General features: G+C 62.8%; 14 protein-coding genes and 1 tRNA gene. 6 read left to right on the top strand and 9 right to left on the bottom strand.

The genetic code is table 11. The annotated features are described in order from the left end of the window. Nucleotides 1–70: 70 nt before the first annotated feature. The 3 genes from GW587_RS00765 to GW587_RS00755 form a co-directional block, all read right to left on the bottom strand. The gene (locus tag GW587_RS00765; protein WP_166097445.1) at nucleotides 71–1,849 is read right to left on the bottom strand and encodes a GH25 family lysozyme; all 1,779 of its coding nucleotides are present in this window, start codon (nucleotides 1,847–1,849) and stop codon (nucleotides 71–73) included. Next, the gene (locus GW587_RS00760; protein ID WP_166097443.1) at nucleotides 1,846–2,787 is read right to left on the bottom strand and encodes a glycoside hydrolase family 25 protein; all 942 of its coding nucleotides are present in this window, start codon (nucleotides 2,785–2,787) and stop codon (nucleotides 1,846–1,848) included. Before GW587_RS00760 ends, GW587_RS00765 begins: the two co-directional genes overlap by 4 nt. A 200-nt stretch (nucleotides 2,788–2,987) precedes the next feature. Further along, nucleotides 2,988–3,063: transfer RNA gene (locus GW587_RS00755), tRNA-Phe, on the bottom strand. 119 nt (nucleotides 3,064–3,182) lie between these two features. Here GW587_RS00755 and GW587_RS00750 point away from each other — a divergent pair. Beyond that, nucleotides 3,183–4,583 (top strand): M20/M25/M40 family metallo-hydrolase, encoded by a 1,401-nt coding sequence (locus GW587_RS00750; RefSeq protein WP_166097442.1) that lies wholly within the window; start codon nucleotides 3,183–3,185, stop codon nucleotides 4,581–4,583. Between the two features lie 115 nt (nucleotides 4,584–4,698). Here GW587_RS00750 and GW587_RS00745 read toward each other — a convergent pair whose 3' ends face one another. The 6 genes from GW587_RS00745 to GW587_RS00720 all read right to left on the bottom strand — a co-directional run bounded on the left by GW587_RS00745 (nucleotide 4,699) and on the right by GW587_RS00720 (nucleotide 12,259). Further along, nucleotides 4,699–6,000 (bottom strand): alpha-amylase family glycosyl hydrolase, encoded by a 1,302-nt coding sequence (locus GW587_RS00745; protein WP_166097441.1) that lies wholly within the window; start codon nucleotides 5,998–6,000, stop codon nucleotides 4,699–4,701. 12 nt (nucleotides 6,001–6,012) lie between these two features. After that, nucleotides 6,013–8,367 carry a S9 family peptidase gene (locus GW587_RS00740; RefSeq protein ID WP_166097439.1) on the bottom strand — a complete coding sequence of 785 codons (2,355 nt, stop codon included), beginning with the start codon at nucleotides 8,365–8,367 and terminating at the stop codon, nucleotides 6,013–6,015. A 73-nt stretch (nucleotides 8,368–8,440) separates the two neighbouring features. Next, a complete protein-coding gene (locus tag GW587_RS00735; RefSeq protein WP_166097438.1) occupies nucleotides 8,441–9,850 on the bottom strand; it encodes an MFS transporter in 1,410 nt (469 codons plus the stop codon). A gap of 173 nt (nucleotides 9,851–10,023) precedes the next feature. Next, the gene (locus tag GW587_RS00730; protein WP_166097436.1) at nucleotides 10,024–10,563 is read right to left on the bottom strand and encodes a hypothetical protein; all 540 of its coding nucleotides are present in this window, start codon (nucleotides 10,561–10,563) and stop codon (nucleotides 10,024–10,026) included. Between the two features lie 324 nt (nucleotides 10,564–10,887). After that, on the bottom strand, nucleotides 10,888–11,598 hold the full coding sequence (locus tag GW587_RS00725; RefSeq protein ID WP_166097435.1) for an SDR family oxidoreductase: 711 nt from the start codon (nucleotides 11,596–11,598) through the stop codon (nucleotides 10,888–10,890). Nucleotides 11,599–11,680: 82 nt separating this feature from the next. Next, the gene (locus GW587_RS00720) at nucleotides 11,681–12,259 is read right to left on the bottom strand and encodes a TetR/AcrR family transcriptional regulator (protein WP_166097433.1); all 579 of its coding nucleotides are present in this window, start codon (nucleotides 12,257–12,259) and stop codon (nucleotides 11,681–11,683) included. A gap of 100 nt (nucleotides 12,260–12,359) precedes the next feature. Between GW587_RS00720 and GW587_RS00715 the strand changes: the two genes are divergently transcribed. The 5 genes from GW587_RS00715 (at nucleotide 12,360) to GW587_RS00695 (ending at nucleotide 19,376) form a co-directional block, all read left to right on the top strand. Next, the gene (locus tag GW587_RS00715) at nucleotides 12,360–12,617 is read left to right on the top strand and encodes a hypothetical protein (RefSeq protein ID WP_166097431.1); all 258 of its coding nucleotides are present in this window, start codon (nucleotides 12,360–12,362) and stop codon (nucleotides 12,615–12,617) included. A 12-nt stretch (nucleotides 12,618–12,629) separates the two neighbouring features. Next, nucleotides 12,630–13,346: a substrate-binding periplasmic protein gene (locus GW587_RS00710; protein WP_166097430.1), complete on the top strand. Its 717-nt coding sequence runs from the start codon at nucleotides 12,630–12,632 to the stop codon at nucleotides 13,344–13,346. Nucleotides 13,347–13,444: 98 nt separating this feature from the next. Beyond that, nucleotides 13,445–15,502, top strand: a complete 2,058-nt coding sequence (locus GW587_RS00705) for an alpha/beta hydrolase family protein (RefSeq protein WP_166097428.1) — start codon at nucleotides 13,445–13,447, stop codon at nucleotides 15,500–15,502. Between the two features lie 48 nt (nucleotides 15,503–15,550). Further along, nucleotides 15,551–18,181: an aminopeptidase N gene (gene pepN, locus GW587_RS00700; RefSeq protein ID WP_166097426.1), complete on the top strand. Its 2,631-nt coding sequence runs from the start codon at nucleotides 15,551–15,553 to the stop codon at nucleotides 18,179–18,181. A 427-nt stretch (nucleotides 18,182–18,608) separates the two neighbouring features. Further along, entirely contained in the window at nucleotides 18,609–19,376 is a 768-nt protein-coding gene (locus tag GW587_RS00695) for an NF038120 family PEP-CTERM protein (protein WP_207393297.1), read from the top strand. Nucleotides 19,377–19,387 lie beyond the last annotated feature (11 nt).

Raw genomic sequence — 19,387 nt, 5'->3', positions numbered from 1 at the left:
CCTCGGGCGCCCGGCCAGCGCAAAGTGCCGCGATGTTACGCAGCTTATTTCTGAGTATGAGCGACGAGGTTCATTCGGCGCGTGCCGCTTCCAGGCCGATGTTTTTTGCGCCGGACTGGAATCGCAGATATTCGCTATCTCCGCCGAAGAAAACATTACCGTCGACATGGTCGCCTATTCCTTTCACGCTGAGCGACGCGGTGAATTGCCAGATAGTCCAAGGATTGGATCCACGCAGCCCTAGGTCGCCTGCTGTCGGCGTCTTGGACTTGGTATACACCGCAAGCCAGATCATGTATTTTTCGAAGCGGGCATCCAGTATGGTGTTAAGAAAGTAGCGGTTGCCACGTATAACCGGCACCTTGCCATATCGCTCGTGCAGCAGTGCCGCCAGTTGCAGCACAGCCGACTGGACATCGGCCTTGCGCATTTTTGCGTAACAGCCGTATTCGCGTTTGTTGAAGGAGGCCGTTGCCTCTTCGAGCACCAATGCAATCGGAAGCGAGGATGCATCCTTGGGAACGATACGTGCGATCAATTCCATTTGCTGTTGCGGAGTCAGGCAATAGTCGAAGATATGCGTGGCGCCTCTGTCCAGCCCCACCCGCTTGACGTCCTGCCAGTGCTTTTTGAATGAGACGTCTTCGCCAGCCCAACTGCTGGAGCGTAAATAAGCGAAGCGAAAATCATCGGTCTTCCTTACCGTACTCCAGTCGATCTCTCCTTCGTGGTAAGTGACGTCGATGCCTCGTATCGGATAATCCTCTTTGGCCGAAAATATCTTAAGGTCGGGACGACCTGGGACACTGCTGCGTGGTCCAGCCGGGATATGGATCGGCGCCACACCGGGCCTCAGGCTCACCGGGGAGAGGAAGAAAAATCCGCCGCGCGCGTGGTCGCTCTGAATCGGTCCGATCCATGTTTTGTCCAGATTTAAATTGTGTTTGCGATTGATGATTTCAAATTCGGTGTCCAGATAGTTATTCAGCGCTCCGAGGCGCACGATGCCGCCCTGCTGCAACAGTTTGCCGTCCGCGTCCATGATGCGCAGGTACTCGCGGTCGGCACTGCCGTTTTTTATGCCATCAATCAGGCTGTCAAAAAAAATACTGCCATTGTTTGGGCCGCCGAGAGCCACCGCCGTATTCCGATCCGAGGAAGCGGTCATCGCATAAGCGCCCGGTTGTTCGGTGGTATTCATACTACCGCCACCGCCCGTAGCTTGCTCGAACACATGACCGCCATAGCAGGCGTTGATGAGCGCCAGTACGTGAAAGTAGTTCTGGGAGATGGTGCCCAGGCGATCCCGCAAGTCGTTCATGCGATAGCTGTTGGACAGGTCGTCCGCGCTCTTCGCGTTCGCGAGTAAAAAGACAGCCTTGCTGGTATTGGTGCTGTCGACTCCGTGACCGGAGTATGCAAAGACAAAACGTGCCTTCCGCTGCATTTCCAGGCCAGATTGGGGGATATACTGGCTCAAAAAATATTCGATATTCTCCTTCGTCGCATCTTGATTTCGAAGAAGGATGACTTCATCAAACTTTTGATCGGATTTGAAAAAGCCCAGCAGCTTGTCGGCATCGATCTTGGCCGGAGCAAGATTTCTTTTTTCTGCGGATAAGTTGTTGTAGGTGTCGATGCCGATGATCAGCGCTATGGATCGGACATCTTGGCCGTTTTTCGCGCCAAGGCGCTCGGTGATTCTTAAATCATGCGCCAAAGGCGGCTTGCTGTAGTGAGCGAAATATTTGCAGCGGGTCGTCGCATCCACTTCCGCGCCGCTGGGACAGGTTGCCGCCGATGCGGAACCGCAAAGCAAACCGATGCACAAGAGCGCGTGCTTGATCATGGCACGAAGCGTTGCACGCCGAGATTTTTGTAGAAGTCCGCCTCGCTCCCCTTAAAAATATTGGCGTCGAATCCGCCTTCGAAACCTGCGGCCATCGTGGCGCCGTCGGTGAATTGCCAGAGGGTCCAGGCCGTGCGTTGCGGCATCTTGATGGCCTCCAGTGCCCGCGACGTACGCGAGTAATCGGCAATCCACAAGGGATACGCGACGAATTCGCTCAATCGATCGGGGCCGACACGCTCGCGCCACCAAGCCAGCGACGTATAAATCATGGGTTTGCGGCCGGTCTGTTTTTCCACCGATTCGAGCCATGCTTTTGCGGCGACGACGATTTGATCCGGCGTCTTATTTGCCCACCGGTCGGGGGCGTTCAGACTTGCTTTGTCCCATTCGAGATCCATTACCGGAGGCATATCTGTAGGCTTAAGGCCGCCGTTCTTGGCCAGGAATGCCACGAAGGTGGACGCCTGGGCCACCGCGTCCCTTTCCGCGCTGAGGAAATGATATGCGCCCCTGTGGACCTGCTGGTCCTGCGGTAGTTTGCCGAGTTGCTGCCAGAAGGTAGCGAATTTTCCATCCATATACCCGGTGCCCTGGGTTGCCTTCAAGTAAGCAAACCCCACTTGTTTTTTCCGCAGCGATGCGAATGGAAAGCTCGATGGCGTGTAATGCGATAGATCGACGCCGAAGATGGAATCGGCACGGTCCTTTTTCTCAACGACATCGTAGAGCGCATCGTTAGGAAAGCGGAACGGGCCGTATAAATTGAAGAACTCTACTCCATCGCTGTGGTTCTGAGTCTCTTCCGCTTTTTTGATGAGGTCGAATAGTGCTTGCCGGGATGGCTCATTTGTTAATGGCTTGAGTGCTTGCGCGGAGATGGAGGCAGCCGCGGAACTCAGAGCAAACGCAATGAACGCTGCGTGATAAGGGCGCATTTTATTATCCTTCAGGCTGTTGCGGAGGCCGGGATGCGACAAGCGAAATTATCATTAAAGCATGTGTATTTGACCACAGCTAGGCCGGTCTGGTAAGGTTTTTTTGCGACCGTTGTATTTTTCTGCGTCAGGAAAAGCTTAGGCGGGGAAGAAACAAAAACGCCCACTGGGATGAGTGGGCGTTGCATGGGGAATGTTCTTGGTGGCCCGGGGCGGAATCGAACCACCGACACAAGGATTTTCAATCCTCTGCTCTACCAACTGAGCTACCAGGCCAAGGGCCGCAATTATAGCAGACGCCCCCCGGGGTTTGGCAAGGGTCTGAATTCACTTTCTTGACACTTGTATTGTCGCAGTATAAATTTGTCGATTCTGCAATTAACTGACTGGATGATATGAAGCGGACGACTTGGATGGTGGCCGGGCTGGTTCTGGCCGGCGCGGCGAACGGCGCGGAGCTGACGCCGGTGCAGAAGCAGATGCGCGAGATCTATCAGGAGATGGTCGAAACCAACACCACCAACTCCACCGGCTCCTGCACCGTGGCCGTGAACAAGGTGGCCAAGCGTCTCAAGGCGGTCGGCTTCAAGGATGGCGACATGCAGATCATCGTGCCGCCCGGCGGCCCCACCAAGGGCAACCTGGTGGCGCGCCTCAAGGGCGACGGCAGCAAGAAGCCGCTGCTGTTGCTGGCCCACGTCGACGTGGTCGAGGCCAAGCGCGAGGACTGGACCCGCGATCCCTTCAAGCTGATCGAGGAAGACGGCATGTTCTACGCGCGCGGCGCGTCGGACGACAAGGCGATGGCCTCGGCCTTCGTCGCCAACATGATCCGCTACAAAAAGGAAAAGCTGGCGCTCAAGCGCGACATCGTCATGGCGCTGACCTGCGACGAGGAACTGGTGCCGTCGCAGTTCGACGGCGTCGATTATCTGCTCAAGCACCATCGGCCGCTGATCGACGCCGAGATCGCGCTCAACGAGGGCGGCGGCGGTCTGCTCGACAAGGAGGGCAAGCCGGTGCGGCACGGCATCCAGGCCGGCGAGAAGGTGTACCAGAGCTTCCAGCTGGAGGTGACCAATCCGGGCGGCCACAGTTCGGCGCCGTACCGCGACAACGCGATCTACCATCTGGCCGACGGCCTGTCGCGGCTGGGACAATTCGCGTTCCCGTTCAAGCTGTCGGAAGTCACGCGCGCCTATTACGAGCGCATGGCGACGGTGGAGAAGGGCCAGGTCGCGGCCGACATGAAGGCGATCCTCGCGGATCCTCCCGACCCGGCGGCGCTGGAGCGGCTGTACGCGGTCAGCCCGGTGCACAACTCGACCGTGCGCACCACCTGCGTGGCCACCAAGGTCGATGCCGGACACGCCGACAACGCCTTGCCGCAGCGGGCCCGCGCCACCGTCAACTGCCGCATCCTGCCGGGCGAACCGATCGAAGAAGTACAGGCGACCCTGCAGCGCGTGGTGGCCGACGATAAAATCAAGATCAGCCGCATCGGCGACGGCGTGATCAGCCCGATGCCGCCGCTGACGCCGACGCTGATGGCGGCGGTGGTGGAGATCAGCAACGACATGTGGCCGGGCGTGCCGGTGATTCCGACCATGTCGACCGGCGGCACCGATGGACGCTTCCTCAACAACGCCGGCATCTGGACCTACGGTATCAGCGGCATGTTCAGCGGCGCGGAAGGCAGCGGCGCGCACGGCTTGAACGAGCACATACGCGTCAAGTCGCTGTACGACGGACAGGATTATCTGTACCGCCTGGCCAAGCGTTTGGCGACGGAATAACCCCCGCTTCGGTGTCAGCCACTTCGGTGTCAGTGCCGACATTCGGACACGAGCCCAGCCGTGGCGACCGCCACGGCTGGGCTCGTGTCCGAATGTCGGCACTGACACCGAAGGGTTATTCCGGCACGATGATGCGCCAGCGCCAGGGCTTCAGCACGGCCTGGCCTTCGTCGCCGGCCAGCTTGTACTTCTGCAGCGTGGCGGTCGGGTTGACGATCACGCGCACATTGTTGGCGCCTTGCTGGCGCTTGAAGGCGAACAGCTGGTCGTTGCCGACGTCGAGCAGTTGCACCGCGCCGCCGGCGGCGCCGTTCCACAGCGCCGGGTTCTGCTTCTTCAGCGCGTTCAGGCCGGCGTAGAAGCCTTCCAGCTCGTAGCTCTTCCAGTCGATCGCGTCCTTTTCAAAGAACTCCAACTTCTTCTCCAGACGCGCTTCCTGGCCGCCGTAGACCAAGGGCATGCCCGGCAGCGTGTAGCTCAGCACCGTCATCGCGCCCCAGGCCGGGCCGTACAACTCCTTGTCCGTGCCCTGCCACGAGTTGATGTCGTGGTTGTTGGTGAACTGTAGGCGATACGCGTCGCGCGAGTAAGTCTTCGGTGGATTGGCGAGGTAGGCTTTCAATTCCGCCGCGCCGGCTTCGCCCTTGCCGATTTTTTTCATGACGGTGTTCAGATGCCAGTCGTAACTGGCGTCGAACGCTTTGGCGTGCAGCGCCGGGTCGTCCGCTTCGGCCAGCATGAACACCGGCTTGATCTTGTCCAGTTGCGCGCGCGCCTGGTCCCAGAATTCGGTCGGCACGAAGTTGGCGGCGTCGCAGCGGAAGCCGTCGACGTCGGCGTTGCGCACCCAGAACGCCATGGCCTCGGTCATGCCTTTCCACAGGTCCTTGTTGGCGTAGTCGAGGGCGACCACGTCGTTCCATTCCTCGGTCTCGCCGGCGCCGTTCTTGAAGCTGACGGAGTGGATCTCGCCCTTGTCATCCTTCTTGTACCAGTCCGGATGCTGCTCGACCCACGGATGGTCCCAGGCGGTGTGGTTGCCCACCCAGTCCAGGATCACCTTCATGCCCAGCGCGTGCGCCTGCTTGACCAGCTTGCGCAGGTCGTCGACGTTGCCGAACTCCGGATTGACGGCGGTGTAGTCGCCCACCGCGTAATAGCTGCCCAGCGTGCCTTTGTGGTTCTTCTTGCCGATCGGGTGCACCGGCATCAGCCAGATCACGTCCACTCCCATCTGCTTCAGGCGCGGCAGGCTGGCGCTGAAGGCGTTCAACGTGCCTTCCTTGCTGTACTGGCGCAGATTGACTTCATACACGTTGGCGCTGCGGGTCCAGGCCGGGTGCTTGGGATCGGCGTGGGCGGCGAGCGGCGCGTTCAACAACGCGACCAGCGGCAGCAAGGCGGCAAGTTTTTTCATAGGGCTCCGGTCTTATTTGAGGGTGCGTTCGAACAGTTCGTAGATGCGGCGGTATTCGTCGTACCAGCTTTCCGGGTGCACGAAGCCGTGCCGCTCCATCGGGTACGGCGCCAGCTCCCAGTTGGCTTTCTTCAGTTCGATGAAGCGCTGCGCCATGCGCACCGAGTCCTGGAAGAAGACGTTATCGTCGATCATGCCGTGCGCGATCAGCAGATTGCCTTTGAGCTTGTCGGCGTATTCGATCGGCGACGAGACCTTGTACGCTTCCGGGTCGAGGTCCGGCGTGTTGAGGATGTTGGCGGTGTACTCGTGGTTGTAGGTGGTCCAGTCGGTGACGGGACGCAGCGCGGCGCCGGACTTGAACTGGTCCGGTGCGCGCAGCAGCGCCATGAAGGTCATGAAGCCGCCGTAGCTGCCGCCGTAGATGCCGACGTTTTGCGCGTCGCCCTGCTGGTTGGCGACCAGCCAGTTCAAGCCGTCGACGTAGTCTTCCAGTTCCGGATGGCCCATCTGGCGGTAGATCGCGGTGCGCCAGTTGCGGCCGTAGCCCAGCGATGCGCGGTAGTCCATGTCCAGCACGATGTAGCCCTTCTGCACCAGCAGGTTGTGGAACATCTGCTCGCGGAAGTAAACCGGATAACGCTTGCTGACGTTTTGCAGATAACCGGCGCCGTGCACGAACATCACCACCGGATATTTTTTGCCCGCTTCCAGCGTGGCCGGGCGGTACAGCTTGGCCCAGACCGGATCGGCGCCGTGCGTCGACGGGACGGCGACGATTTGCGGCGCGACCCACTCGCGCGCCTTGAAGTCGGCGCTGCGGGTGTCGGTCAATTGCGTCACCGTGCCGCCGCTGCTGGCGACGGTGCCGATCTGCGTCGGCATATAGGCGGTCGAGTAGCGCACCAGCAGCTTGCGGCCGTCCGGCGACAGCGTGAAGCTTTCGACGCCGCCCAGCGAGGTCAGTTCCTTCAGCGCGCCGTCCTTGTTGGCGGAGCAGACTTCATAGGTGCCCGGCAGCTTGGGATTGCACATGAAGTAGGCGGTGCCGCCGTCGGCCGACCAGGTGATGTTGGAAGCCTCCCATTTGCCGGACGTCAGCGCGCGCGCCTTGCCGTCGGCGCCCTGGGTGTAGATGTGGGCGTAGCCGCTTTCCTCCGACTCGTACCACAGCGTGCTGTTGTCCGGCTGCCAGCCGAAGTCGTTGCCGCGGTTGTTGACCCAGGCGGCGTCGCTCAGGCGATGCAGCGGTTTCAGTTTGGCGCCGGCCAGGTCGACGCTGGCGATCCAGCGGTCCTTGTTGTCGATCGCCTGCGCCATCACCGCCACCTGCGCGCCGTTGGCGCTCCAGCGGATCGATTCTTCGCTGCGCTCGAAGCGCACGCCGCGATTGCCCTTGAGCGGATCGCGCTTGTTGGCGGCGCGCAGTTCGGCCAGCGGGTCGACGTTGATGCCGGGCAGGGCGTCCAGCGACAGCTCGCTGATCTTGCGCGTCGCGACCTCGATCAGCTTCAGTTGCTGCGGCAGCGGGCCTTCGTCGCTGACGCGCTTGCGCTCATCGTCGCTTTCCTCGTAGCCGGATTCGGTGACGTACTTCGGCATCTTGCCGACGCGGCGCTTGTCGCCGTCCTTGGCGCTGGTGACCACCAGCAGGTAGCGGCCGTCCGGCGACAGCGCGCTGGTTTCGATCACGACCTTTTCGCCCAGGTAGACCGGCAACGCGGCGCGGGTGGCGTCGGCCGCGCGTTCGGCGTTGCGGCGTTCGCGGGTGGCGTCCTTCTCTTCCTTCACGCGCGCCAGCGTCGACAGCAAACGCAGTTGCATGTCGCGCAGCGCGTTGGCGTCCGGCGCGGCGTCGGGATCCTTGGCGGTGCGCAGCTGCACCACCGGCGACACCAGGCGTTCGGCGCGGCTCCAGCTGAACCAGTCGCTGCCGACGCGGAACTGCACGTGGGCGCCGTCGGCGGCGTATTGCGCATCGGCGGCGGCGCTGGTGCCGCGCACGATCTGCGTCAGCGCGCCGGTCTTCAGATCGCGTTCGAACAGGTCGCCGTTGCGCAGCAGGATGGCGCGGGTGCGCTCGCGGTTGTAGACCGGGTCGGCGCTATCGAGATTGGCCAACTGCTTGTCGTCGACCAGTTTAGGCGCGCCGGCGGCGATCTGGTACGTGTCGCGCAGTACCGAGCCGTCGCGTTTCTGCTTGAAGTAGACCTGGCGGCTGTCCCAGCCCCACCATGCCGCTTCGACCGGATTGCCGATCCAGTCGGGATTGGCCATGGCCTGGTCCAGCGTGATCGGGGTGGGGATTGCTGCGGCGGCGCCGGCGGCACTGGTGGCCAGCGCTAAGAGAGGCAGTACAAAACGCATCGGTAATTTCGCTTTGAGGTTGGGTGATCGGAAGCGCCGGGTCGCGGCACGCCCCAGATTCTAGCCCACTCCACTAGCTGCGCGCCATCTTGTCGGGATGACCATGGCCGGCGTGCGGTCCGCCGCGCCGTGGCGCCAGCCGCAACGCCAGCAGCAGCGCCACGCCGGCCGCCAGCGTCAGCGCGATCAGCACCGCCAGCATGGCGGCGCTGCCGCCCCAGGCCATGGCGCGTTCGCCCAGCGTGGGTCCGAAGGCGCCGCCCATCAGGCCGAAGCTGCCGACCAGCGCGATGCCCACGGCGGCGCGGCGCCGGTTCAGCAAATCGGTCAGGATCGCCACCAGCAGCGGCGTGGCGGCGGCGATGCCCAGCGTCGCCAGCGACAGCCCGGCCAGCGACCAGGCCAGCGCGTTGTCGGCGGCGATCGCCAGTCCCAGGCCGCCGGCGGCCAGCACCATGCAGGCGATGAAGTGGCCGCGCCGTTCGCGCCGCCGGTCCGAGTCGTAGCCGATGGCGATCATGCCGATCACACCGGCGATGTTGGGCAGCGCGGCCAGCAGGCCAGGCTCGATATGGCTGCCCGCGCCCCAGCGCTGCGTCAGCGCCGGCGCCCAGTACACCAGCGCGTAGCCGGCGCCCATCAGCAGCAGGTTGGCGAGCGCCAGCAGCGCGATGGCGGGATTGCGCAGCAGCGACCAGCAGACGGCGACCGCCGACGGTGGATCCTCGTCCTCTTCCTCGCCGGCGTTGGGCGACTCGCCTGCGGCGGCGGCCAGCGTGGTCTCGTCGCGCTCCAGCGCCTGTTCCACCATCTGCTGTTCGAACGGCGACAGCCAGCGCGCGTCCTCCGGCCGGTCGTCCAGATAAAAATACGCGATCACGCCGAGCAGCGCGGCCGGTACCGCCTGCACCAGCAACAGCCATTGCCAGCCTTCGAGTTCCTGATGCAGGTGCAGCGCCTGCAGCGTGGCGTCGCACAAGGGACCGGTGAACGCGCCGGCCATCAGCGCCGCCGAGGCGAACACCGCGATCACGCGCGCGCGCCGCGCCGCCGGATACCAGTAGGTCAGATACAGGATCACGCCGGGGAAGAAGCCGGCTTCGAACACGCCGAGCAAAAAGCGGATGGCGTAGAACTCGAACGGTTCGCGCACGAACGCGCCGGCCGCCGTGATCGCGCCCCAGCCCAGCATCATGCGCAGCAGGATCTTGCGGGCGCCGATTTTTTCCAGCAGCAGATTGGCGGGCAGGCCGAACAAGCAATAGCCGGCGAAGAAGGCGCCGATGCCGACGGCGTAGGCATGGTCGCTGAGCGCGAGGCTGTCCTGCACTTGCAATTTGGCGTAGCCGATGTTGACGCGGTCCAGCCAGGCCACCGCGTAGCACAGCATCAACAGCGGCAGCAGCCGCCAGCTGATCTTGCGATAGATGGCATCCATGCCTGCGGCGCCGCGCAGGTGTAGCAGCGTGGCGCCGTGACTCATGACGACCGTCCCGGCGGACGCGCATCCAATGGCAACAGGAAGGAGGCGGAATGGATCTGCATACAGCCGATATTATCCGCCGGTTAATGCTTAGGCAAGCGTGGGATGGTTTGCCAGAATGCAAAACAACAGTCGGCGCGCGGGGACGCCGGCGCTGCCCGATCTTGGTGCGTTCAGACGGCGCGGCGTGGCCGCAGTTCCGGTTGCGAGGCGGCGCCGTCGTCGTCCTGCGCGAGGAATTTGCTGCCGATCTCGAACCACTCTTCGCTGGAAATCACCTTCTGCGCCAGCGGCAATAATTCCTGTTCTTCCTTGTCCAACCGCTTCAGCAGATTCTGGCAATACAGGTCCACCGTGCGGCACAGGAACTTGCCTTGCGACGCGCTGCGGCGCATGGCGCGGCGCAGGCACTTGTGCACCGCGTTCAGCATCGCGCCGCCGAGACGGCTCAGCGCCTCCAGGTCGTTCATCAGCGCGGTGCAGTTGGAATCGGCGGCGCGCACGGCCGGCATCAGGCAGGCTTCGACCTTGCGCTGGTGGCGCGCTTCGGCAAAGCTGGTGAGTTCCTTGAGCTGGGTTTCGATGAAGACAGGATCGATCTCCTGCGGACGGCGCGCGATCGACTGCACGTATTGCAGCAGACGCGAAATGAAGTGGCGTTCCTTCTTTTGCTCGATGGAGAGTGTCAACAAGACGTAAGTTGCAGTAAGCATGGCGTTTCCCGTGTTTGGCCGGAGCGCTCAAGGGCGAAAAGGTCTACCTTAGCGCGGCGGCGGGCTCATTCAACGTCGATTTACAATTGTTCACAACTGGATGTGAGGCAATAACATACGTGGATTACCGGCGGGGAAAACGAGTTGTGCGCACGTCAAGCCGGCGGAAAACGGGCGCACTACACCTGGCTGAAGTGAAGATTATGCACCGTTTCCGCGCTTGAAAATACGCGATTTATTGCGTCGTCCAACAAAAATTACTATCGGCCACCGCCGATGTGCGCGGTGGCGTCAATGCTGCACTGCGGCGAATGTCGCCTCGCTTCAGGCCGCGCGCGGCGCGCCCAGATAGGCGCTACGCGGCGCACCAAAGCCGGCCTTGACCTGGCGCGAGGTCTCGTCGGTCAGCACTTCATCTTCGCCGGCGTTGAGCGCCTTGACGATCGCGTCGGCGATATCGGCGGGCGCGGCTTTCGGCGCGTCGATGCCGGCGGTCATGTCGGTATCCATATAGCCCATGTGGGCGCCCAGCACGTGGGTGTTCTGCGCCGCCAGCTCGCCGCGCAAGCCGTTGGTCAGCGCCCAGGCGGCCGCCTTGGAGGCGCTGTAGGTGCCGGTGCTCGGCAGGCTGATCCAGCTCAGCGCCGACAGCACGTTGATGATGGCGCCGCCGCCGTTGCGGCCCAGCACCGGGGCGAAGCCGTGGCTCAGCGCCAGCGGCGCGAAGAAATTGACTTCCAGTTCGTCGCGGGCGGCGCTCAGCGCGTCCGGAGTGCTGACGCCGCTGCCGGTGGAGATGCCGGCGTTGTTGATCAGGATGGTCAGGTCGGGGATCGCTTGCACGGCGGCCGCGACGTCGGCGGCGTTGGTCACGTCCAGCTTGATCGGCGTGACGCCGTCCAGGGTCACCGATTCCGGGTTGCGGGCGGCGGCATACACCTTGCGGGCGCCGGCGGCGAGGGCGGCTTGGGCCAGGGCTTTGCCCAGACCACGGTTGGCGCCGGTAACGAGGACGACTGCGTCTTTGAAGTTCATGATATTTCCTTTCAGTGGGTGGTTCGAAAAAAAATGACAATAGACAATATGACCGGTCATCTTAAAAAAGACCGAAAAAAAATTACACCAGAATTCGGCCCAACATCATGCGCGCATAGCGTTCCAGCGGTTCGCTGCTGCGTTCGGTTTTGGAGCGTAACACCGCGCCTTGCCAGGCGTCGACCACGAAATCGGCCAGCTCGGCCGCCGTGTAGGCGGTGCCGATGCTGCCGTCGCGCTGGCCTTCGGCGATCACCGTCGCCAGCGATCCGGACCATCCGCCGAACGCGCGCTGCATTTGCTCGCGGATCGCCGGCACCTGGTTGGCCAGCTCGGTGCCGAAGTTGCCCAGCAGGCAGCCGCAGCTGAAGTCGTTGGCCGCGTTGGCGGCGATAAAATCGCGGAAATACTGCTCGATCCGCTGCAACGGCGACAACGCAGTGTCGCGCAGCGCCGACGCCAGGTCGTTCGCTTCCGCCGAGTAACGCTGCAATACCTCCAGCCCCAGCGCTTCCTTGCTGGCGAAGTGATTGTAGAACGAGCCTTTCGGCACTCCGGCCGCCGCAGTGATGTCCTGCACGCTGGTGGCGTTGAAGCCCCGGCTGTGCAGCAGGCCCAGGCTGGTGGCGACGATCTGTTCTTTGACGTTAGGTTTCGGCATGTGCGTAATATGACTGGTCGTCTTAAAAAAGTCAAAAGCATTTTTCCTATCGACCTGATAGCATACCGATACTTTGTTACTATTAGTTAAGGAAAGCACAATGAAGGCATTGGTTTTTAGCGGTATCTGCATGGTCTTGCTGGCCGCATGCGCGTCGGCGCCGGAGGTGGCGAACAGCGAGGCGGCCGCGCCGGCGGCGGCGGAAGTGAAATGCAAGCGTAATATGGCGGATGCGCCGACCGGCAGCTCGATCACCCGCCGCGACTGCTCGGCCAATCCGGACGTGCAGGCGGTCGACGCCAAGGAATTGCTGGACCAAAAACGTTTCTCGATGCCGGCCGATCCCGGTAGACACTGATAAAGGAACACCATGCGCCGCCTGCTGCCATTGCTGTTGTTGGGACTGTTGCCGGCGGCGGTGGCCGCCGCGCCGTTGGTGGTGAAGATGTGCGTCTTCGATCATCCGTTTCCGCCGATGACCAATCCGGACGGCAGCGGCCAGGCGCAGGAGCTGTTGCGCCGCGCCTCCGCCTTGCAGCCGGTGCGGATACAGAACGTGGTCAGGCCGCGCTTCCAGTGCATGGAGCAGCTGCGCAGCGGCGAGGTCGATGCGATGCTGGCCGCCTTCATCGAGGAGCGCACCTCGTACGCCGCCTATCCGATGAAGGAGGCGCAGCCGGATCCCGGCCGCGCCGTCGGCGACCTGAACTTCATGGTGTCGCGCCGGCATGGCGGCAAGGTCGACTGGGACGGCCAGCAGTTCGTCGAGCTGGGCCGGCAGCCGGTCGGCACCCAGCCGGGTCTGCTGCACGTGTCGCTGCTGCGCCAGCTTAACGTGGTGATCGACGACAGCGCCGGCAGCCCGGACCAGGCGTTCGCGATGCTGGCGCAGAACCGCGTGGCGGCGGTGGTGACCCAGCAAGGCGAGGGCGAAACGCTGATCGCCCGCAAGTACAAGGGCGAGATCGAGATGCTGCCGAAACCGTTCCAGGTGACGCCGATGTACCTGTTGGTCAACAAGGCCTTCTATCAAAAGCATCGGGCGCAAATCGACGCCTATTGGGACGCGATACGACAGGTAAAGTAGCATTAAGTAACAATTTCCTTGCCTCCCCGCACTCTTGGTATGATGTCCGACAGCCCGGCCACCAGCCGGTCTTTTTCTATAACGTCGGAGATCACCGAATGAGATTACCTCTGCTGCTGTTGGGGACCGCCGTCGCGGCTTCCAGCGCAATCGCCGCGCCGCGCGGCTTCACCGTGGAAGACATGGTCAAGATGGAACGCGTCGGCGCCCCCGTGCTGTCGCCTGACGCGACCCGCGTGGTGTACACCGTGCGCTCGACCAATATGGACAAGAACCGCGGCAACACCCAATTGTGGATGCTGGATCTGCGCGCCGCCAAGCCGATGCCGGTGCGCCTGACCCAGGCCGACGCCAGCAGCGCCGATCCGGAATGGTCGCCGACCGGCGACGCGGTCTACTTCCTGTCGGCCCGCTCCGGTTCGAACCAGGTGTGGCGCCTGCCGCTGGCCGGTGGCGAAGCGGCCAAGGTCACCGACCTGCCGCTGGACGTGGAGAACTTCCGCCTGTCGCCGCAGGGCGACCGCCTGGCGTTGAGCGTGGCGGTGTTCCGCGATTGCGCCGACCTGGCGTGCAGCAAGACGCGCCTCGACACCAAGGCCAAGGACAAGGCCAGCGGCAAGGTCTACGACAAGCTGTTCGTGCGCCACTGGGACACCTGGGCCGACGGCCGCACCAACGTGCTGTACTCGGCGCCGATCGACGCCAGCGGCAAGGTCAGCGCGCAACCGGTCAGCCTGTCCGGCATGCTTGACGGCGACGTGCCGTCCAAGCCGTTCGGCGACCATGACGAATACCACTTCAGCCCGGACGGCAAGACCGTGGTGTTCTCGGCCCGCATCGCCGGCAAGACCGAGGCGTGGTCGACCAACTTCGACGTCTACACCGTGCCGGCCAGCGGCGGCGAGCCGAAGAACCTGAGCGCCGACAACCAGGCTTGGGACACCAGGGCGATCTACTCGCCGGACGGCAAGACGCTGGCCTACCTGGCGATGGACAAGCCGACCTTCGAGGCCGACCGCTTCCACCTGGTGCTGCTCGATGTCGCCAGCGGCAAGAAGCGCACCGTGGCCGACGGCTGGGACCGCTCGATCGCCGACTACCGCTGGACCCCGGACAGCAAGACGCTGCTGGCCACCGCCGACGATGTCGGCCAGCACCGCCTGTTCAGCATCGACGCCGCCAGCGGGAAGGTCGCGGCGCTGACCGGCAAGGGCTACGTCAGCGCCTTCGACGTCGCCAAGGACACCATCGTCATGGCGCAGGCCAACCTGTCCGCTGGCGCGCAGCTGTTCAAGTTCAAGCTTGGCGCCTCGGGCGAGAAGGCGGCGCAGCTGACCACGCTGAACGACGCCGCGCTGGCCGACGTCAAGTTCGGCGAATACGAGCAATTCTCCTTCACCGGCGCCAACGGCGAGACCGTCTACGGCCACGTGATGAAGCCGTGGAACGCGCAGCCGGGCCAGAAATATCCGATCGCCTTCCTGGTGCACGGCGGCCCGCAGGGCAGCTTCGGCAACTCGTGGAGCTACCGCTGGAATCCCCAGGTCTACGCCGGCTCCGGCTATGCGACGGTGTTCATCGACTTCCACGGATCGACCGGCTACGGCCAGAAGTTCACCGATTCGATCAGCGGCGACTGGGGCGGCAAGCCGCTGGAAGACCTGCAAAAAGGGCTGGCGGCGGCGGTGCAGAAATTCCCGTGGCTGGACCGCGAACGCAGTTGCGCGCTGGGCGCGTCCTACGGCGGCTTCATGATGAACTGGATCCAGGGCCAGTGGTCGGACGGCTTCAAGTGCATCGTCAACCATGACGGCGTGTTCGACACGCGCGGCATGGCCTACTCCACCGAGGAAATCTGGTTCACCGAGTGGGACAACGGCGGCGCCTATTACGACGTGCCGGAGCTGCACGAGAAGTTCAACCCGGTGCTGCACGTGAAGAACTGGAAGACGCCGATGCTGGTGGTGCAGGGCGACCTGGACTTCCGCATCCCGACCGCGCAAGGCCTGGGCGCGTTCACCGCGCTGCAACGCCGTGGCATCCCGAGCAAGCTGCTGATGTTCCCGGATGAAAACCACTGGGTGCTGAAGCCGGCCAATTCGGTGCTGTGGCACCACACGGTCATCGACTGGCTCGACACCTACCTGAAAAAATAATTGCACGACGCCCGCCACCGCGGGCGTTTCGACATCCAAGGATAATTCATGAAGAAAAGCATACTCGTCGCCGCCATCGCGCTGGCCTTCGGCGCGACCCACGCCTACGCGCAGGCGCCGCGCGCGGAAAACGCCTTCCTGTCGCAGGAAGACGCGGCCGCCCGTTCGGCGCGCGTCAGCAATGTCGACTACGCGCTGGCGTTCACGCTGACCGGCAAGGAGACCTTCTCCGGCGCCACCACGCTGAGCTTCGACCTGGCCGACAACAAGCAGCCGCTGACCATCGACCTCGACAAGGCGACCATCACCAGCCTGACCGTCAACGGCAAGCAGGTCGCGCCGCAATACAACCAATGGTTCATCACGCTGGCGCCGCAGGACCTGGTGGCCGGCCGCAACACCGTCGTGATCGCCTACCAGCGGCTGCACAGCACCAACGGCGAAGGCCTGCACCGCATGGTCGATCCGGTCGACGGCCGCGTCTACACCTACTCGCACTTCGAGCCGGCCGCCGCGCACCAGATGTTCCCGGTGTTCGACCAGCCCGATCTGAAGGGCACTTACCAGGTCACCGTCACCACGCCGGCCGACTGGGTGGTGTCGTCGACGATGCGCGAGAGCGGCGTGCAGGATGTCGAGAACGGCAAGCGCTGGACCTTCCCGCGCTCCAAGAAGCTGAGCCCGTACAACTTCTCGATGCACGCCGGTCCGTACAAGGTGTGGGAAGACAACAGCGGCAAGTACCCGATGCGCCTGTTCGCGCGCCAGTCGGTGGCGTCGCAGGTGACGCCGAAGGACTGGTTCACCTACACCAAGGCCGGCCTGGGCTTCTTCGACCAATACTTCGGCGTGCCTTACCAGTTCGAGAAATACGACCAGCTGCTGGTGCCGGACTTCCTGTACGGCGCGATGGAGAACGCGGCCGCGATCACCTTCGCCGAGCGCGGCTTCCTGTACAAGGAAGAAATGACGGCGGCCCAGCGCCAGAGCCTGGCCGGCGTCATCATGCATGAGATGGCGCACCAGTGGTTCGGCGACCTGGTGACGATGAAATGGTGGAACGGCCTGTGGCTGAACGAGAGCTTCGCCTCCTTCATGGGCACGCTGGCGACCGCCGAGGCGACCGAGTTCAAGCAGTCGTGGCAGAGCTTCTACTCGGGCGCCAAGCAGGGCGCCTACGCGCAGGACCAGCGCGTCACCACGCACCCGATCGAGACGCCGGTGCCGTCGACCGCCAACGCCTTCGACAACATCGACGCCATCACCTATTCGAAAGGCGCGTCGACGCTGAAACAGCTGCGCCACCTGCTGGGCGAGGAAGTGTTCCGCCAGGGCGTGCACAACTACCTGGTCAAGTATTCCTACCAGAACGCCAAGCTGGACGACTTCATCGGCAGCCTGGGCGAGGCCGCGCACCGTGACCTCAGCGGCTGGACCAAGGAATGGCTGTACGAGCCGGGCGTGAACACCATCGCGGCCGACTTTAGCTGCGCCGGCGGCAAGATCGCCTCGTTCACGCTGCGCCAGAACGCGCCGAGCGCCGAGATGCCGACCCTGCGCGAACAGCGCGTGCAGATCGGCCTGTTCAACCTCGGCGCACAAGGACTGGGCCTGAGCAAGAACGTGGCCGTCACCTACAAGGGCGCGAGCACCGCCGTGCCGGAACTGAAGGGCGCCGCCTGCCCGGACCTGGTGTATCCGAACTACCAGGACTGGGGCTACGCGCAGGTGCAGCTGGATAAGAAATCCTTCGCCACCGCGCAAGCGAGCCTGGGCAAGGTCGACGATCCGCTGCTGCGTTCGATGCTGTGGCAAAGCCTGTGGGACGGCGTGCGCGAAGCCAAGCTGCCGCTGGACGCGTTCCTGAAGACCGCGCTGGCCAACGTGCCGGCCGAAAAAGACTACACGCTGCTGGGCGAGGTCACCAACAAGATCGTGTTCTCGTTCGATTACCTGAGCGCGATGGGGCCGTCGGCGGCCAAGTACAAGGCCAAGGTCGGCGCGCAGCTGGAGCAGATGGCGTTCGCGGCGACCCAGGCCGCCAAGGGCGACAACAACTTCCAGCGCCGCTGGTTCTCCACCTTCCTGCACGTGGCCAGCACGCCGGTCGCGCTGGGCCAGCTGTCCGACATCCTGTCCGGCAAGCTGGTGGTGCCGGGCCTGAACGTGGGCCAGGATCTGCGCTGGAGCATCATCAACCGCCTGAACCGCTACGCCTACCCTGGCAGCGAAGCCTTGCTGGCGGCCGAGCAGGAGCGCGACAAGTCGGACGCCGGCCAGCAGGCCGCGCTGGCCGCGACCGTGATCCGTCCGGACGGCCGGATCAAGGAGGAATGGCTGGGCAACATCGGCGACCTGAAGACCAAGCTGCCGTTCTCGAAGATCCGCACCGCGATGGGCAGCATGTTCCCGCCGGGGCAGGGCGCGTTGGGCGAACTGAGCGCAGAGCTGCGCCTGTCCAATCTGTCCAAGTTAGACGCCGCCGCCGGTCCGGTCTACATGCGCGCCTACGCCGCCTCGATGATCCCGGCCAGCTGTACGCCGGCCAGCGTCAAGCGTCTGCAGGCGGAAATTGTTAAATCCGCAAATTTGTCGGCAGGAACTCGTCGTTCCCTATTGGTAACACATCAAGAGGATCAGCGTTGCGTTGCGATCAAGAAAGCAATGACAGTATTTTAATTGCCGGCACGGTAGGGCCGAAAAGCCAGCGTTCGCGCTGGCTTTTTTTTCGTCCAGGTTTTTTGCCAACCATTGACGCAGGTTAGGAACAGGATGAGAGGTGATTGTTAGGATTTGGACGTATTTGGGTGGTTTTTAAAAGCGTTACGACTTTCCTGTCATCAATACTTTTTTTGTAAAGTAACAACAGAAATTTGCGCTCACAGCACAAATTTATGACCCATTGATGACTTCACTTTCATAGGGGTAGCAAGATATTATTTGGTTTTATGCAAAGATAAATCAACAATAAACGTTATAACTTCATTACTTTTTCCAAGCGATTTGTATATATTAATTGTTACTTTTTAAAAAGTAGACAAGGCGTTCGCCGGGTGGACCGGTGGGCAAGTCTGGGCCGCATCAATCACACCACAGGGCAAGAGAAATGAATCACATCGAACAACTCCAGAAAGGCTCATCCGTTCGCGGCCTGAAAAAACTGACCGCCGCGGCACTTGGCGCGCTGGCGCTGATGAGCGCGGCGCCAGCGATGGCGGATGTCGTCGACTTCGAATCCATCGGTTCGGCCACCTACGACGGCAAAGAAGTGTTCGGCGAAAACGGCTACACCATGCAAGTCATCGACAGCCCACTCTCCGTCAGCGGCACCGGTTTCGCCGGCGCGGTCGGTAATGGCAGCGATCCTTTCCTGTGCGCCATCGCCGCCTGCCCCGTCGGCAACGACACCTCGTTCTACATGGGCCTCAACGACGGCGCGGTGAAAATTTCGCGCGACGACCACCACGCCTTTCAGCTGTACAGCCTGAGCTACGCCTTCGTGGCGCCGGTCGCCGGCCTGGCGAGCGACTCCTACGGCATGCTGACGGTCACGGGTCAAACCGTCGCCGGCGGTCAGGCGCTGGCCACCTTCCGCTTCCCGCTGCTGGACAAAGACGGCTATTCGCCGTTCCGTCTCGCCGGGCTGAGCTCCGCCTTCGGCGACACCATGTTCAGCAGCGTGACCATCAGCTCCTGCCTGTGGAACGATGGCGGCGCCTGCGTCAACCCGTCCGGCAACCAAGCCCAGTTCGCGATCGACAACCTGGTGCTGGCGGCCGTGCCTGAACCATCGACCTACGCCATGATGGGCCTGGGTCTGGCCGCCATCGGCCTGGTATCGCGCCGCCGCAACAACAAACAAGCCAACGCCTAAGCAAGGAAACC

The organism is Duganella aceris, from assembly GCF_011090165.1.
Classification (GTDB): Bacteria; Pseudomonadota; Gammaproteobacteria; order Burkholderiales; family Burkholderiaceae_D; genus Rugamonas; species Rugamonas aceris.
The sequence above is the reverse complement of the archived record's forward strand: the minus strand, read 5'-3'. Positions and strand labels throughout refer to the sequence as shown.

What these genes read in the sequence shown, in the direction of transcription:
- GW587_RS00760 (WP_166097443.1), bottom strand. Translation starts at nt 2,787, where the DNA reads ATGCGCCCTTATCACGCAGCGTTCATTGCGTTTGCTCTGAGTTCCGCG.
- GW587_RS00765 (WP_166097445.1), bottom strand. Translation starts at nt 1,849, where the DNA reads ATGATCAAGCACGCGCTCTTGTGCATCGGTTTGCTTTGCGGTTCCGCA.
- pepN (WP_166097426.1), top strand. Translation starts at nt 15,551, where the DNA reads ATGAAGAAAAGCATACTCGTCGCCGCCATCGCGCTGGCCTTCGGCGCG.
- GW587_RS00720 (WP_166097433.1), bottom strand. Translation starts at nt 12,259, where the DNA reads ATGCCGAAACCTAACGTCAAAGAACAGATCGTCGCCACCAGCCTGGGC.
- GW587_RS00725 (WP_166097435.1), bottom strand. Translation starts at nt 11,598, where the DNA reads ATGAACTTCAAAGACGCAGTCGTCCTCGTTACCGGCGCCAACCGTGGT.
- GW587_RS00750 (WP_166097442.1), top strand. Translation starts at nt 3,183, where the DNA reads ATGAAGCGGACGACTTGGATGGTGGCCGGGCTGGTTCTGGCCGGCGCG.
- GW587_RS00715 (WP_166097431.1), top strand. Translation starts at nt 12,360, where the DNA reads ATGAAGGCATTGGTTTTTAGCGGTATCTGCATGGTCTTGCTGGCCGCA.
- GW587_RS00710 (WP_166097430.1), top strand. Translation starts at nt 12,630, where the DNA reads ATGCGCCGCCTGCTGCCATTGCTGTTGTTGGGACTGTTGCCGGCGGCG.
- GW587_RS00705 (WP_166097428.1), top strand. Translation starts at nt 13,445, where the DNA reads ATGAGATTACCTCTGCTGCTGTTGGGGACCGCCGTCGCGGCTTCCAGC.
- GW587_RS00740 (WP_166097439.1), bottom strand. Translation starts at nt 8,367, where the DNA reads ATGCGTTTTGTACTGCCTCTCTTAGCGCTGGCCACCAGTGCCGCCGGC.
- GW587_RS00695 (WP_207393297.1), top strand. Translation starts at nt 18,609, where the DNA reads ATGAATCACATCGAACAACTCCAGAAAGGCTCATCCGTTCGCGGCCTG.
- GW587_RS00735 (WP_166097438.1), bottom strand. Translation starts at nt 9,850, where the DNA reads ATGAGTCACGGCGCCACGCTGCTACACCTGCGCGGCGCCGCAGGCATG.
- GW587_RS00730 (WP_166097436.1), bottom strand. Translation starts at nt 10,563, where the DNA reads ATGCTTACTGCAACTTACGTCTTGTTGACACTCTCCATCGAGCAAAAG.
- GW587_RS00745 (WP_166097441.1), bottom strand. Translation starts at nt 6,000, where the DNA reads ATGAAAAAACTTGCCGCCTTGCTGCCGCTGGTCGCGTTGTTGAACGCG.